Annotated in this window: 12 protein-coding genes and 1 pseudogene; 5 read left to right on the top strand and 8 right to left on the bottom strand. The window is 64.1% G+C overall.

Annotation, left to right across the window (positions count from 1 at the left end):
• Nucleotides 1-156: 156 nt before the first annotated feature.
• On the bottom strand, nucleotides 157-1,167 hold the full coding sequence (locus tag HAP41_RS26485; protein WP_166096426.1) for a helix-turn-helix domain-containing protein: 1,011 nt from the start codon (nucleotides 1,165-1,167) through the stop codon (nucleotides 157-159).
• A gap of 202 nt (nucleotides 1,168-1,369) precedes the next feature.
• Here HAP41_RS26485 and HAP41_RS26480 point away from each other — a divergent pair, with 202 nt between their 5' ends.
• On the top strand, nucleotides 1,370-2,890 hold the full coding sequence (locus HAP41_RS26480) for a caspase family protein (RefSeq protein ID WP_166096427.1): 1,521 nt from the start codon (nucleotides 1,370-1,372) through the stop codon (nucleotides 2,888-2,890).
• A gap of 49 nt (nucleotides 2,891-2,939) precedes the next feature.
• Here HAP41_RS26480 and HAP41_RS26475 read toward each other — a convergent pair whose 3' ends face one another.
• Nucleotides 2,940-3,224, bottom strand: coding sequence for a hypothetical protein (locus tag HAP41_RS26475; RefSeq protein ID WP_166096428.1), 285 nt, complete (start codon nucleotides 3,222-3,224; stop codon nucleotides 2,940-2,942).
• Nucleotides 3,225-3,345: 121 nt separating this feature from the next.
• Between HAP41_RS26475 and HAP41_RS26470 the strand changes: the two genes are divergently transcribed.
• The gene (locus HAP41_RS26470) at nucleotides 3,346-4,605 is read left to right on the top strand and encodes an FAD-dependent oxidoreductase (protein ID WP_166096429.1); all 1,260 of its coding nucleotides are present in this window, start codon (nucleotides 3,346-3,348) and stop codon (nucleotides 4,603-4,605) included.
• 179 nt (nucleotides 4,606-4,784) lie between these two features.
• Nucleotides 4,785-5,552, top strand: coding sequence for an outer membrane protein (locus HAP41_RS26465; RefSeq protein WP_071914298.1), 768 nt, complete (start codon nucleotides 4,785-4,787; stop codon nucleotides 5,550-5,552).
• Between the two features lie 367 nt (nucleotides 5,553-5,919).
• Here the strand turns inward: HAP41_RS26465 and HAP41_RS26460 are convergent, their stop codons facing one another.
• Entirely contained in the window at nucleotides 5,920-6,690 is a 771-nt protein-coding gene (locus tag HAP41_RS26460; protein WP_166096430.1) for an SDR family NAD(P)-dependent oxidoreductase, read from the bottom strand.
• A gap of 21 nt (nucleotides 6,691-6,711) precedes the next feature.
• Nucleotides 6,712-6,897, bottom strand: a complete 186-nt coding sequence (locus tag HAP41_RS26455; protein WP_007609848.1) for a hypothetical protein — start codon at nucleotides 6,895-6,897, stop codon at nucleotides 6,712-6,714.
• A 139-nt stretch (nucleotides 6,898-7,036) separates the two neighbouring features.
• Between HAP41_RS26455 and HAP41_RS26450 the strand changes: the two genes are divergently transcribed.
• Nucleotides 7,037-7,687, top strand: coding sequence for a hypothetical protein (locus tag HAP41_RS26450; protein WP_166096431.1), 651 nt, complete (start codon nucleotides 7,037-7,039; stop codon nucleotides 7,685-7,687).
• Nucleotides 7,688-7,776: 89 nt separating this feature from the next.
• Here the strand turns inward: HAP41_RS26450 and HAP41_RS26445 are convergent.
• The 3 genes and pseudogenes from HAP41_RS26445 to parE all read right to left on the bottom strand — a co-directional run bounded on the left by HAP41_RS26445 (nucleotide 7,777) and on the right by parE (nucleotide 12,148).
• Nucleotides 7,777-8,602, bottom strand: a pseudogene (locus HAP41_RS26445) (outer membrane protein).
• A gap of 288 nt (nucleotides 8,603-8,890) precedes the next feature.
• A complete protein-coding gene (locus HAP41_RS26440; protein WP_166096432.1) occupies nucleotides 8,891-9,673 on the bottom strand; it encodes an outer membrane protein in 783 nt (260 codons plus the stop codon).
• Between the two features lie 429 nt (nucleotides 9,674-10,102).
• A complete protein-coding gene (gene parE / locus HAP41_RS26435; protein WP_166096433.1) occupies nucleotides 10,103-12,148 on the bottom strand; it encodes a DNA topoisomerase IV subunit B in 2,046 nt (681 codons plus the stop codon).
• Nucleotides 12,149-12,419: 271 nt separating this feature from the next.
• On the opposite strand from parE, the gene HAP41_RS26430 reads away from it, so the two are divergent.
• Nucleotides 12,420-12,950, top strand: a complete 531-nt coding sequence (locus tag HAP41_RS26430) for a DedA family protein (RefSeq protein ID WP_041958275.1) — start codon at nucleotides 12,420-12,422, stop codon at nucleotides 12,948-12,950.
• A gap of 40 nt (nucleotides 12,951-12,990) precedes the next feature.
• Here HAP41_RS26430 and HAP41_RS26425 read toward each other — a convergent pair whose 3' ends face one another.
• Nucleotides 12,991-13,992, bottom strand: a complete 1,002-nt coding sequence (locus HAP41_RS26425) for an MBL fold metallo-hydrolase (RefSeq protein ID WP_166096434.1) — start codon at nucleotides 13,990-13,992, stop codon at nucleotides 12,991-12,993.
• Nucleotides 13,993-14,090: the final 98 nt, after the last annotated feature.

Genomic DNA, 14,090 nt, shown 5'->3' with positions numbered 1-14,090 from the left:
AGCCGCGTCGCCCCGGAACATAGGCGGGAATCGGCCAAAGTCAATGGAGCGGGCGCGGGAAGACCCTAAAAAACCTGAGGTTTTTGCCCAAATAGCGGGCCCGGTTGGGCTTTTCCGCCTCCACCGTTAACCGGGCGATAGCTGCCGGAGGGACGACTAACGCCCTTCAGGCCCCCGGGCCCGGAAATCGCCGGGGGCCATTCCGTAGGCGGCGTTGAAGACCCGGTAATAGGTCGCCAGGCTCTCGAAGCCGCAGGAGGTCGCGATATCGGCGATCAGCCGGTCCGGCGCCTCACGCATCAGGCGGCGGCTCTGTTTCAGGCGTTCGTCCGTCACGGTCTGCGAAAAGCTCTTCGCCGCGGCTTCGAACAGCATGTGCAGGTGACGCACGGACACACCGAGCTGGTCGGCCACCATCGCCGGCGCCAGACCGGGGTCTTGCAGATTGCGCGCGATCAGGCGACGCGCCTGTGAGAGCCGGGCGGTCCGCAGCGCGGCCTGCCCACGGCGGCTGCCGGGTCGCACGATGCCGCGCTCGATCAGCGCCAGATGGGCCAAGGCCTGGACGAGCGAGGCTTGATCCAAGGAGGCCTGATCCAAGGAGGTCTGGGCGACTGAGGTCGCATCAGTGGCGCCGTTATCGCCTGCGGCGGCCTCATCGAGGTCGGCGAAGCAGGCGCCGAGCAGGGGCGCCAGGCCGGGATCGTTGAACGTCCGGGGCGCAAGCTCGCGCATGCGCCTGTCCTGCGTGGAGAGGCTGCTCACGGGGATCTTCAGGATGCGCAGGTGGAAGCCGCCTGCGCCGAGCGGCGCGGTGCGATAGGGCTGGTCAGTATGGCTGGTGGCGAAGCTGCCGTTGGCGATCGCAAAGTCGCCGGTGCGCATGCCGCCGAACCAGCCGCCGCTGCCGAGCTGCTGGTAGACGCAGATGCTGTCGCCGGGCGCGTAGGCGATGTCGGAGTTGCTGCGCTCGACCGTGTAGTGCGACGCCTTCAGCTCGACGAGGCCACCGCCGCCGAGCTGGCGCAGCGAGAATTCGCCGTAGAAGTCCGCGCGGCGTTCGCGCTCGAGTTCAGCGGTGACGCCGAACAGGCCCTTGGACCGGACCTCGCGCCAATAGTCGAACCGGTCATGCGGCTCGACCTCGTCAGTACACCATCGATACACGGCAGCCCCCGCTTGCAGCGCGCAGCTACCTAGAAAAAGCAGATTCCGGAGGAATCTGCCATAGTCCTGATGACGGAACCCGTGGGCTCTCGGCGTTGAACCGTCGACATGGCTGGACCGACTATCCTCAACGGCAGAGGGTTCCAATGGATCGCTGTTCGAGGGGGCCGGCGGAGCGCCGTTCTGCAACGGGAATTTTACGATGACGCGTCGGCTTTTCAGAATTCTGGCGGCCCTTGGCCTTGCGGTGAGCCTGAACGGCTTCGCGCTGCCCGCACAAGCCGAGAAACGCGTTGCGCTCGTCGTCGGCAACAACGACTACAGGAACGTCCCCAAGCTCCTCAAGGCGGTCAACGACGCCCGTACCATGGGCGATACACTGAAGCAGCTCGGCTTCTCGGTGATGGTCGCCGAGAACCAGAGCCGGCAGCAATTCTCCGAGACGCTGCTCGCGTTCGACAGGACGATCGAGCCCGGCGACACCGCATTCTTCTTCTACGCCGGCCACGGCTTCGAGATCGCGGGCCAGAACTACCTGCTGCCGACTGACGTGCCGGCGGCGACCGAAGGGCAGGAAGAGCTGGTGCGCGACGCTTCCATCCTGGCCGACCGCATCGTCGAGCGCCTTCAGAACAAGAAGGCGCGCACGTCGATCCTGGTGTTCGACGCCTGCCGCAACAACCCGTTCGAGCGCACAGGCACCCGCGCGGTCGCCGGCGGCGGCGGCCTCGCGCCGATGGTGCAGCTGCCCGAAGGCGTGTTCTCGGTGTTCTCCGCAGGTCCCCGCCAGACCGCACTCGATCGTCTCTCCAACGACGACGCCAATCCCAATTCGGTGTTCACGCGCACCTTCGCCAAGGAACTCCTCCAGCCCGGCGAGAATCTGGTGCAGGTGGCGCAGCGGACCCGCCGTCTCGTCAGCGAGATGGCCGACACCGTCAAGCACAGGCAGGTGCCGGTCTATTTCGACCAGATGGTCGACGACGTCTTCCTCAGCGGTGTTGCCAAGGACGCCACCACCGCTGCGCGCCCGGCCGATCCGGCGCCGCAGAAGCTCGCGGCTCTTCCGCCGGTGTCGGTACCGCGCGTGCCGAAGGAAGAAACCACCAACGCGCCGATCGCCAGCTTCTCGCGGCACAATGGCGGCTGGAGCGTGGTGTTCTCCTTCGCCGACCCGACGCTCGGCATTTCCTGGCGCATGGCCGGCAATGGCGATTTCCGCGAGACCGGCTTCATCGACACGCTCGATCCGCGCACGCGCAAGCGGATGCCGAACCCGTCGATCGAATTGCCGCCGGATGCGCAGGCCGGCACCATCGAGGTCCGCTATGTCGATCAGTCCGGCGACATGCAGGGGCCATTCCCGATCCGGTTTGATCCCGAGGCCGCGCTGATCCGCGACCAGCGCAAGACCCTCGACATGACCGCGACGAGCTGGCTGTCGTTCCGCGAGTTCAACGGGCTGCTCGTCTACTACACGCACCTCGTGTCCTACCGCTGCGCCATCCGCGAGGTGCGCATCGGTATCGACACCGCCGTTCCGAACCAGGTGTTGAAGATGCCGGGCTGCGACATGCGCGATCCCAGTGCGATCAGCGCCGGCATGCCGCTCTACATGAAGCTTGCCCCGGCGACGCAGTTCGTCTCGGTGGAACTGACCTACCGCGATGGCAGCGTGTCGGAAATCAAGAGTTTTCGGGCGGCTAACCGCAGCAACAACTGAGCGGTCTGTGGTTCCATTGTTGGGCGTCGAGCGCAGTTGGCGCGGGAAACTAGCCGCGACGCTTCCCGATGTAGCGCTTGATAGCGTCGATCGCTTCCATCAAGGGCGGCGCAAGCGAGAAGAACGTCCCCATGGCGATCGAGATGACCACATGGCGAAGCAGGACCTTCTCCTGTTCCTCGAACGGATAGCCGTTCTGGTCGATCCGTGTCGGCGCGAGCGTGCCCGCCTCCTGAGGATCCGGCTTCCGCGGCTTGCGCGGCGGCAGCATGATCACGACGAAAAGCACGTTGATCAGCAGCCAGATGCCAAGCACTATCAGTATGGTGCGCAACGCGGGATCATCCTGAAATCAATCGAAATTATCAGCAACGCTACCGGCCATTCGGCATTGCGGCAAACCAATTCCGGCTTGTTGCACCGCACAGAGTACTAAAGTTGTAAGCGAGGAGTTGATGACGGAATCTGATACCCCAGAGCACACCGTGCGTCACTCCGTGAGAGCCCGATGTTGCATCGTCGGCGGCGGGCCGGCCGGCATGATGCTCGGCTATCTCCTGGGACGCGCCGGCATCGACGTCGTGGTGCTGGAGAGGCATGCGGATTTCTTCCGCGACTTTCGCGGCGACACCGTGCATCCCTCGACGCTCCAGGTGATGGACGAGCTCGGCCTGATCGATGGGTTCCTGAAGCTGCCGCACCAGCGCCTGCAGATGATGGACGGCCTGTTTGGCGGCACGCCCGTGCGGATCGCCGATCTCCGCCGGCTCCGCACCAAGTACCCGTTCATTGCCTTCATGCCGCAATGGGACTTCCTGAATTTCCTGCGTGAGGCCGGCCAGCGCTTCGCCTCGCTCAAGGTGATGATGAATACGGAAGCCGTCGATCTGATCCGTCGCGGCGAGACCATCGCCGGCGTGCGCGCGATGACACCGGATGGGCCGATCGACATCGAAGCCGATCTGACCATTGCCTGCGATGGCCGGCATTCGACGGTGCGCGAGCGTGCGGGGCTCCGCGTCGAGGAGATCGGCGCGCCGATGGACGTGCTGTGGTTCCGCGTCGGCCGCAAGGCGGACGAGACCGAGAACCTGTTCGCGCGCGTCGAGCCCGGAAAGATGATGGTCACGTTCGACCGCGGCGACTATTGGCAATGCGCTTATGTCATCGCGAAGGGACAATACGAGGCGGTGAAGGCGAGGGGATTGCAGGCGCTGCTCGACGACGTCGTGCGGATGGCGCCGATCCTTCGATCCGGCATTGCCGATGTGAAGAGCTTTGACGACGTCAAGCTGCTCACCGTCGCGATCAACCGCCTGGCGCGCTGGACGCGGCCGGGCCTGCTTCTCATCGGCGATGCGGCGCATGCGATGTCGCCGGTCGGCGGCGTCGGCGTCAATCTCGCCGTGCAGGACGCGGTCGCGACCGCCAATTTGCTGGCCGACAAGCTTCGGCAGGGCTGCCCAACCGAGAATGAACTCGATGCCGTGCGCCGACGCCGCGAATTCCCGGTGAAGATGACTCAGCGCATGCAGATGATCGTGCAGAACAACATCATCAGCGGCGCCCTGCAGGGCGGCGATCGGCCGCTGAAGGTGCCGCTGGTCGTGCGCCTGATCACTGCGCTGCCATGGCTCCAGGGTATTCCGGCGCGCTTGATTGCGCTCGGCGTGCGGCCCGAGCACGTGCAGTCCAAGGCCGCGCCGGCATCGTAGTGCAGGAGGTCGGTAGGGATAACGCAGCGTTAAATCGCGCGCCGCGCGTTGCGTGCGCGCAACAGCGCAAACGGATTCACGTCGCGCCGCTTGCCAATCCGGCGTCTTAACTTTCTTGATTCAAATTTGAGTAAGACCTGCGTGTGACCGTGCACCCATCAAAGGACACGGGGTGTACCATGCGTAACAAATTGATTGCCGCCTTCGCCTGCACGACCGCTCTGGTTTCGACCGGCGCCGCTTCAGCCGCCGATCTCGGTGCGCGCTACATGAAGGCGCCCGCCTATGCGGAGCCGCTGTTCAACTGGACCGGTTTCTATGTCGGCGGCCACATCGGTGGTGCATGGACCAACGAGCAGTTCATCAACAACGGGACCGGCGCGCCGTTCGGCGATCTCGTTCCGGGCCAGGGCTATCGCCAGCGTGGCGCCGGCATCATGGGCGGCGCCCAGATCGGCTACAACTGGCAGGCCAACAACTACGTGTTCGGCATGGAAGGCACGATCTCCGGCCTCGACAACAAGGGTACGGTCGTCAACACCGCCTTCGGCGCCGCTGACGACATCTTCACCTGGCGCGCCAACGTGCTCGCGACCGTCGTCGGCCGCGCTGGCTTCGCCGTGCAGAACAATTTGTTCTACATCAAGGGCGGCTATGCCGGCGTGAACAACCGCCTCAACGTCAGCGACACCGTTGCGCCCTCGACCGGCTCGGGCGGTCAGACCCACTGGGCCAACGGCTGGACCGTCGGCGCCGGCTGGGAATACGGCATCACCCGCAACTGGATCGTCGGCCTCGAATACAACTACGCGGCCTTCGGCAGCCAGACCTATCAGCTCGGCGGCACCTCGGGTAACTACACCTTCGATGCCAAGCCGCGCGACATCCAGTGGGCCGTCGTGCGCGCGAGCTACAAGTTCGACGCACCGGTCATCGCGCGCTACTGAGCACGTCAACAAACGACCGAAGCTAAAAAAGTACTGCCAACAACTGAAAGCCCCGGCTTCGTCCGGGGCTTTTTTCTGCCGATTCGCGTGTAGGTGCCGCCACGGGCGGGTCGGCCTGGCGGATGATCATCTCTGGAAACTTGCCGTGACGGTGCATAAGGGTGCAGTAGGTAAATAGCGCTTGCCTATTTCTGCCCCCACGGACTCCGCGACGTATCGTTTCAGCCATGTCGTTGATGCGGTGCGCGTCGGCGTGAACTACCGCTTCGGTCCCTCGGCGGTTGTCGCAAGGTACTGATCTCTTCGAACGTGAGAGCTTTCAAAGCCCCGGCATCTGCCGGGGCTTTTTCGTCGGCCGCGGCCAAGCTTACGCCATCACGGAGAATCCACCGTCGACGGGGATCGCAGTGCCCGTGACGAAGTTCGAGGCGGGCGAGGCGAGGAACACGGCGATGCCGGCGAAGTCGTCGATATCGCCCCAACGTCCCGCGGGCGTGCGCGCCAGCACGCGCTCATGCAAGCCAGACACCTGCTGCCGCGCGCCGCGGGTGAGGTCGGTGTCGATCCAGCCCGGCAGGATGGCGTTGACCTGGATGTTGTCGGGCGCCCACGCATTGGCGCACGCGCGCGTGTACTGCACGATGCCGCCCTTGCTGGCTGCATAGGCGGTGGCGAAGCTCGCGCCGAAGATCGACATCATCGAGCCGATATTGATCACCTTGCCGTTGCCCGACGCCTTCAGTGCCGGATAGGCCAGCTTCGAGCACACGAAAGCGCTGGTGAGGTTGGTGTCGATCACCTTGTTCCACTCGTCGAGCTCGAGCTCGTGCGGCGGCTTGCGGATGCTCATGCCGGCATTGTTGATGAGGATGTCGATGCGGCCGAGCTCCTTGACGACGCGGTCGATCATGGCCGCGACCGCCGCCTTGTCGGTGACGTCGGTGGTGACGGCAATCGCCTTCACGCCGCGCTTTTTGAGATCGGCAACGGCAGCGGCCGACTTGGTTTCGTTACGTGCGACCACGGCGATATCGGTGCCGGCATCGGCGAGTCCGTGGGCGAGGCCAAGACCGATGCCGCCATTGCCCCCTGTGACGATCGCGACTTTGCCGCGGAGATCGAACCGGTTGGATGTCATATTTGTATTCCCTGGTTTCTTCTATTGGTTGCTCTGCCAGATCAGGACCAGTCCGAAGCCGGCCATGGCTGCGCCATAGCCGGCCCATTGCAACTGGTTGACCATGAAGCTCGACCGCGGCCAGGCGACGGTGCCCGTTCCCTGTCCGATCCAGAGCAGCCCGACGGCGAGGGCAAACAGGCCTGCGATCAGCAGAAATCTGCGCATGCATTCCTCCCCGTTGGTTTGCTTCTGTCGTGGCCTACGGCATCAACGATCGCCGCTTGTCACGAAAACTTCCCGCCAGACTAGCCGTAGCTTCGGTTTGGATACAATGGCTGCGGATGCAGGGCCGCTGGGAGGATCCATGTCCGTGCGGAAGATGATCCTTGGTAGCACCCTTGGCATCGCGGCTGCGGCCGCACTGGTGGCGGCCTATGCCGTCATTCCACGGCGTGCGGATCTGCGGGCGTTCGATCCGGCCGAGATGGCGCGGCTCGAGACCGCGATGTGGCGCGACTATTACGACAAGCGCTATGCCGCGCTGTTCTATCATCTCTACGAATCGACGCGGACGCAGTTCGGCTTTTCGCCGCTAAGAAGCTTGCAGATCGCGCTCGGCGCCGCCGGGGCCGCCAGGACGTTCCAGCCGACGCGGTCACGACCGGAGGCCGATGCGGCCCTGCCAGCGCTCGTTGGATACTACCGGGATTTTGCATCGGCCGCGCCTGTGGCATTCGACGCGCACGAGGCCGCCCGTCTCGAGCTTGACTGGTGGCAGGCGCGGCGCGAGGCGGCGGACCCGCGCGACTATGGCCTCACCATCGCACGCGTGACGGCGCTGACCTACGGCAAGAGCGCGGACGATTCCGGCATCAGGCAGTTCGGCATCGCGCCGGCAGAGGCCATGGCGTTTCGCGATGCGCGGGGCGAGGCGATCGCTGAGGCCGACTGGGCGGGGATCGAGAACCGGCTTGGAGAGGCGTACCGATCTCTGAAGGCGAGCGTCGGCCGCTGACAGTCCGGCAACGAAAAAGCCCCGGACGATGCCGGGGCTTTGACGTCTAACCAGACTGGATCAGGACCTGTCTCAGGAGTTGGGGCGCTTCAGTTGAAGCGGTAGACCAGCGACGTGCTGATGGTCTGGACCCAGGGCTTGAAGGTAATTGCGGTGCCCGTCAGACCCACCGCCGGCGCGCCGAAATTATTGCCCGGAGCAAACGTCGTGGGCCGGGAAATGCGGTCATAGTACGCCGAACGGTATTCGGTTTTCATGAACCAGCCGGGCGCAGCAATTCCGAAAATGTCGAGGTTGTTCATCGACGCCACCGCCAACGAAAAAGCCATCGCGGTGGAAGGAGCCAGTGGTCGTCTGCGTCGCGGTACTGGCGCCCGGTCCCACACCCAGAAACGTCTGAGACGTGCCTGACCATTCCGAACCCGAGTAACCGGCGTTGACGTAAGACAGGACATTGGGCGCAACGAGATAGCCTAACCGCGCGCCGGCCGTGTAGCTGGTGCGAAGCTTTTGGCGGCCTTCCGTTTGCCAGAAGGCGGGGTCGGTCAGCGAGCCACTGATGTCACCGAACTGTCCGTCGGCAAAGACGCCGGCCACCCAACGGCCGTTGAATTGCCAATCGTAACCGGCGCCGACGGTTCCAAACCAGCCGCTGCCGCCCAGGCGCGTATCGCGGGTTATAGCGGTGCCCGCCGGTCCGAAGGCACCGAACCCTCCAGCAACACCAGTGCTCTGGATGTTGCTGTCAGCGGACCACAGACCGCCGCCGCCGCCGCCGAAGATGTAGAAGCCGGTCCAGCTTTGGACGGGCGCGGGCGCCAGAGCCTTCACATAGGGGCGGGCCCCAAGGTCAGCCGCCGCGGCCGAACCGGTCATCGCCGCCAATGCCGTCAGAGCGAGCAAAAACTTCTTCATGATTAAATCCCAACCTTGGTCTGTTCGGCGCGCGCGCTGAACTTCGAGTCATCGGATGACCAAGCTATAGGCGGTTCCAGCCAAAAAGCTGTTGCCGGTCAGGTACATATGAATTGGGAACGCAGAGCTTGAAGCGACGCCTCCGGACTGGCACGACCCGCTGGGGCACCGCGCACCGGAGCTCTCGATGTATCGAGCCTTGAACTCCGCAAAACAGAAGCCGCAACGAAAAAGCCCCGGACAATGCCGGGGCTTTGACGTCTGAATTTCAGATCAGATCAGATCAGATCAGTACTTCGCGACGACCGGACCGGTCCAGTTGAAGCGGTAGACCAGCGAGGTCGAGATCGTCTGGTTCCAGCTGTTGGCGCGGATGCTGTTGCCGGTCGGGAGGTTGGTGCCGTCGATCAGTTCGTCCTGGGTCTTGGCGTTGTAGAAGGCCGAACGATATTCGGTCTTCATGAACCAGCCGGGCGAAGAGATGCCGAAGATGTTCAGGCTGTTCTCGACGCCGCCGCCAACGAACCAGCCATTGCGGTTGTAGCTGTTGAGGTGGGCACCAGCGGGAACGCCGGCCAGCGTCATGAAGTTGGTCTGGCCGAAGTGAGCGCCGGAATAACCGCCATTGACGTAGGAGAGAACGTTCGGAGCAACCAGATAGCCGAGGCGCACACCAGCGGCCCAGGAGTCTTCCAGCTTGAGCGAGCCGGTGATGCCGAAGAAGGGATCCTGAACCGTGCCACGGATGCTGCCGAACTGACCGTCAGCGAACACGCCGGCGACCCAAGTGCTGTTGAACTGCCAGTCGTAGCCGAGACCGACGGTGCCGAACCAGCCCGAGCCACCCTGGCGCTGGCCGATCGTCAGCGGAACCGCGCCGACCGTGGTCTGGACGGACTGATCGGAGTTCGAGAGGCCACCACCACCACCGCCGAAGATGTAGAAGCCGGTCCAGTTGGCGACGGGCGCCGGAAGCGGGGCCTTCACGTAGGGACGGGCAGCCAGATCGGCCGCCGACGCCGAACCGGTCATCGCGGCAACCGCGGTCAGTGCGAGCAAAATCTTCTTCATTTCAAAATCCCCAAGCTTTGGTCTGTCCGGCAGGCGCGAGCGCACTGAAGTCCGATTGATCTGATGCCCGGACTATAGCTGCTTTCCGCCGAAATGCTGTTGCCGGACAGGCACAGTCGCCGGGAAACGCCGCTCGGCGAGGAATCCGGGCGGGATCGCCGAAATCAAAAATAGCTCTATTATTACAATATGCTGCGCCATTTTCCGAAGATCGAATTCCGGTAACTTCTCGTTAGCAAATCCGGCTCTGTCCGAAATGGTAGCAATCCTGCCTCAGCCTTGGCGCCGGTGAGTCGTTGGCCGAGTCGTTCCGCCCCAAGATGAGTCGGGTAGCGGACGCGGTCTGGGTCGGGCGCCTCCGCGAGCAGCCGCAAACAAAAAAAGCCCCGGTGTCGGCCGGGGCTTTGTGCGTGACGTCAGAAGACTGCCTCAGACGTCCAGCAGCTCCTCGCTCGCGAACTCCGCCTTGTCCGAGATGAACGCGAAGCGCGCCTCGGCCTTGGTGCCCATCAGGCGCTCCACCGAATCCGCCGTGGTGTCGCGGTCGTCGGCGAGCAGCACCACCTTGAGCAGCGTCCGCTTGCGCGGATCCATGGTGGTTTCCTTGAGCTGCGCCGGCATCATCTCACCGAGACCTTTGAAGCGGTTCACCTCGACCTTGGCGTTGGCGTTGAACTCGCTCTTGAGCAGCGTCTCCTTGTGCTTGTCGTCGCGTGCGTAGACGGACTTCGAGCCATGGGTCAGCTTGTAGAGCGGCGGCACCGCGAGGAAGAGGTGGCCCTCGTCGATCAGCCGCGGCGTCTGCCGGTAGAAGAAGGTGATCAGGAGCGAGGCGATGTGGGCGCCGTCGACGTCGGCGTCGGTCATGATGATGATGCGCTGATAGCGCAGATCCTCTTCGCGATATTGCAAAAGCTGGCCGCAGCCGATCGCCTGCACGAGGTCGGAGAGCTGCGCGTTCGCCGTCAGCTTGTCCTTGCCGGCCGAGGCGACGTTGAGGATCTTGCCGCGCAGCGGCAGCACCGCTTGCGTCTTGCGATCACGGGCCTGCTTGGCGCTGCCGCCTGCCGAGTCACCCTCGACGATGAAGAGCTCGGAGCCGTCGGTGCCGGCATCGGTGCAGTCGGCGAGCTTGCCGGGCAGGCGAAGCTTCTTGCCGGCGGTCTTGCGTGCCGTTTCCTTTTCTTGGCGACGGCGCAGCCGCTCCTCGGCGCGGTCGATCACGAAGTCGAGCAGCCGATTGGCCATGTTCGGATTGCCCGACAGCCAGTGGTCGAACGGATCCTTCATCGCCTGTTCGACGATGCGCTGCGCTTCGGCGGTGGCGAGACGATCCTTGGTCTGGCCCTGGAATTCAGGCTCGCGCACGAACACCGACAGCATCACGGCCGCGCCCACCATGACGTCTTCCGACGTAATGGATGACGCGCGCTTGCCCTGGCCGACGCGCTCGGCGTGATCCTTCAGGCCGCGCAGCAGCGCGCTGCGCAGGCCGGATTCGTGCGTGCCGCCATCGGGCGTCGGCACCGTGTTGGTATAGGAGGACAGGAAGCCGTCGGCATCCGCGGTCCAGGCGACAGCCCATTCGCAGGCGCCATGCGCGCCGTTGCGGCCCGATTTGCCCGAGAAGATGTCGGGATGCACCAGCGTGTCGGCGTGGATCGCAGCGGCGAGGTAATCCTTGAGGCCGCCGGGGAAATGGAACGTTGCTTCCGCCGGCACGTCCTCGACGCCCTTCAGGAGCTCAGGCGCGCAGTTCCAGCGGATCTCGACGCCGCCGAACAGATACGCCTTCGAGCGCGTCATCTTGAACAGGCGCTGCGGCTTGAATGCGGCCTTGGCGCCGAAGATGTCGGTGTCGGGCTTGAAGCGCACGCGGGTGCCGCGGCGGTTGTTGATCTTGCCGAGATCCTCTAGCTTGCCCTTCGGGTGCCCGCGCTCGAACGTCATGCGGTAGAGTTTCTGGCTGCGTGCGACCTCGACCTCGAGCAGCGAGGATAGGGCGTTCACCACGGAGATGCCGACACCGTGCAGACCGCCGGAAGTCTCGTAGACCTTGGAGTCGAACTTGCCGCCCGAATGCAGCGTGCACATGATGACTTCGAGCGCAGACTTCTTCGGGAATTTGGGATGCGGATCGATCGGGATGCCGCGGCCGTTGTCGGTGACGGTCAGGAACCCGTCGGCGCTGAGCTCGACTCCGATGAAGGTTGCGTGCCCGGCCAGAGCCTCGTCCATCGAGTTGTCGATGACTTCGGCGAAGAGGTGATGCAGCGCCTTCTCATCGGTGCCGCCGATATACATGCCGGGCCGGCGGCGCACCGGTTCCAGGCCTTCGAGCACCTCGATATCGGCCGCAGTGTAGTCGGCTTCGCCGCCCGTTCCGCGCGAAGCCGCCTTGGCGGGCGCGCGCGACTTCGGCTCATCGCCGCCGAAAAAATCGTCTTTTGCTTTTGGCTTCAACTGCTTGGACATATATTTTGATGCACTTTGATGGCCGCGATGGCGGCGAATCGGTTCGGCCGACTATGCCACGGCTGGCCTGCAAAGGTCACCGCAGGTCCGCCGCGTGGGTGTGGGTGGGAGCCAATCCCGGCGATTTTACGCCGCAGGCCCCACCAATTCCCGGCAATTTGACACCTGGGCCCGGCTCAGGCCCGGCTTTGTGACTTGATGTCACACAAGTCCTTGGCTTACCAGTCCTTTTATCTGACAGGACCGTGACGGGGCGGGAAGGCAATCTGGAATGGAGCAGTACGCGCACGCGCTGGCCGATTTCGTGCGCGCTCACCAGGCTTGGGCGGCCCCGATCGTGTTCCTGCTCGCCTTCGGGGAGTCGCTGGCGTTCATCTCGCTGCTGATCCCGGCCTGGGGAGCGCTGGTTGCGATCGGCGCGCTGATCGGGGCGAGCGGCATCAGCTTCTATCCGGTCTGGATCGCCGGCGGCATCGGTGCTGCGCTCGGCGACTGGGTCTCCTACTGGTTCGGCTATCGCTACAAGGAGCAGGTCGCGCAGATGTGGCCGCTCTCGCGTTACCCGGAACTGCTGCCCAGGGGCGAAGCCTTCGTGCGGAGCTGGGGCGTGCCCAGCATCTTCATCGGTCGCTTCTTCGGCCCCTTGCGCGCCTCGGTGCCGCTCGCAGCCGGCATTTTCGAGATGCCCTATTGGAGTTTTCAGGCCGCCAATTTCATCTCGGCGCTGGTCTGGTCCGCGGCGCTGTTGCTGTTCGGTGACGTGATCGCGACGATCATGGAATGGATCTGGCGCGTGATCTGACCGGGCAGCTCGGCCGCCCGGTCAGCGCATACGGCAGAGCCTAAAGCGAGGCGTTCCAGATCGACGGAATCCAGCGATAGCCCGAACCATCCTTCTCCTTCTCGACGCGGACGAGACCGGGGAAGGCGGCATGGAAGGCCTGGATCGGCATCTTCTCTGCAATCGCCATGTCGTAGAGCTTCCGCCGCGTCTCTTGCGCCAGCGGCTTGTCGACGTCGGAGGCGATGTTCCATTCGGGGTGCCTCACGAACAGGAACGCTGCGCCTGCGGTGATGTCGACCTGCACAAGTACCTTTTCCGCGCCTGACGCGACGATGAAGGAGTTGTGTCCCGGCGTGTGGCCCGGGCTCGCCACCGACGTGATGCCGGGCGCGACTTCCTTGCCGGACTCGTATTGCGTGACCTTGCGGCCGAGCGCATCGAACACGCGGCGGATATTCTTGAAGTTGCTCTCAAGGATCGGATTGCCGGTACCCTTGCTCATCTCGCCGTCATCCATCCAGAACTTCCATTCCACTGCCGGAACCATGATCTCGGCGTTGGGGAAGGCCGGCTTGTTCTCGGCCGCGAGCAGGCCGTTGATGTGGTCGCCGTGGAAGTGCGAGATGATGACGGTGTCGACTGCCGCGCGGTCGATGCTGGCCGCCGCAAGGTTGTTGTGGAACTGGCCGACCTTGCCCTTGGTCTGCGTGAACTGGTCGGGCCCGAGACCGGTATCGATCACGACGAGCTTCGGCCCGGTGTTGACGACGACCGGATTGAAGGTGTGGGTGACCTTGTCGGTCGGCAGATGGTTCTCGGCGAAGATCTTGTTGATGTCGTCCTTGCTGGCGCCGGCCGCGTAATTGTCCGTCAGGTTGACGGTCGCGACGCCGTCGCAGACCACGGTGATCTGGTGGGTGCCGACATTGTAGCGGTAGAAGCTCGCATTCTGGGTCGCTGCCTGGGGCGCGGCGGCGCTCGCGGGCGAGGTCTTCACGAAGGGCAGGAGCGCCGAGGCGGCGGCGCCGGCTAGCGTTGCGCGACGGGTGATCTCGGTCATGGCGATGTCCTGGGGCTGGGTTGCGAACGAAAGGCACGAACCGGCGGGGTTGTGGCGCCTTTCTTTCTCGGGAACCCCCAAGCTTAGGAGAAATTCCG

The sequence above is a fragment of the Bradyrhizobium barranii subsp. apii genome (genome assembly GCF_011516635.5).
Lineage (GTDB): Bacteria > Pseudomonadota > Alphaproteobacteria > Rhizobiales > Xanthobacteraceae > Bradyrhizobium > Bradyrhizobium barranii.
The sequence above is the reverse complement of the archived record's forward strand: the minus strand, read 5'-3'. Positions and strand labels throughout refer to the sequence as shown.

What these genes read in the sequence shown, in the direction of transcription:
- HAP41_RS26480 (WP_166096427.1), top strand. Translation starts at nt 1,370, where the DNA reads ATGACGCGTCGGCTTTTCAGAATTCTGGCGGCCCTTGGCCTTGCGGTG.
- HAP41_RS26470 (WP_166096429.1), top strand. Translation starts at nt 3,346, where the DNA reads ATGACGGAATCTGATACCCCAGAGCACACCGTGCGTCACTCCGTGAGA.
- HAP41_RS26465 (WP_071914298.1), top strand. Translation starts at nt 4,785, where the DNA reads ATGCGTAACAAATTGATTGCCGCCTTCGCCTGCACGACCGCTCTGGTT.
- HAP41_RS26460 (WP_166096430.1), bottom strand. Translation starts at nt 6,690, where the DNA reads ATGACATCCAACCGGTTCGATCTCCGCGGCAAAGTCGCGATCGTCACA.
- HAP41_RS26455 (WP_007609848.1), bottom strand. Translation starts at nt 6,897, where the DNA reads ATGCGCAGATTTCTGCTGATCGCAGGCCTGTTTGCCCTCGCCGTCGGG.
- HAP41_RS26450 (WP_166096431.1), top strand. Translation starts at nt 7,037, where the DNA reads ATGTCCGTGCGGAAGATGATCCTTGGTAGCACCCTTGGCATCGCGGCT.
- HAP41_RS26440 (WP_166096432.1), bottom strand. Translation starts at nt 9,673, where the DNA reads ATGAAGAAGATTTTGCTCGCACTGACCGCGGTTGCCGCGATGACCGGT.
- parE (WP_166096433.1), bottom strand. Translation starts at nt 12,148, where the DNA reads ATGTCCAAGCAGTTGAAGCCAAAAGCAAAAGACGATTTTTTCGGCGGC.
- HAP41_RS26430 (WP_041958275.1), top strand. Translation starts at nt 12,420, where the DNA reads ATGGAGCAGTACGCGCACGCGCTGGCCGATTTCGTGCGCGCTCACCAG.
- HAP41_RS26425 (WP_166096434.1), bottom strand. Translation starts at nt 13,992, where the DNA reads ATGACCGAGATCACCCGTCGCGCAACGCTAGCCGGCGCCGCCGCCTCG.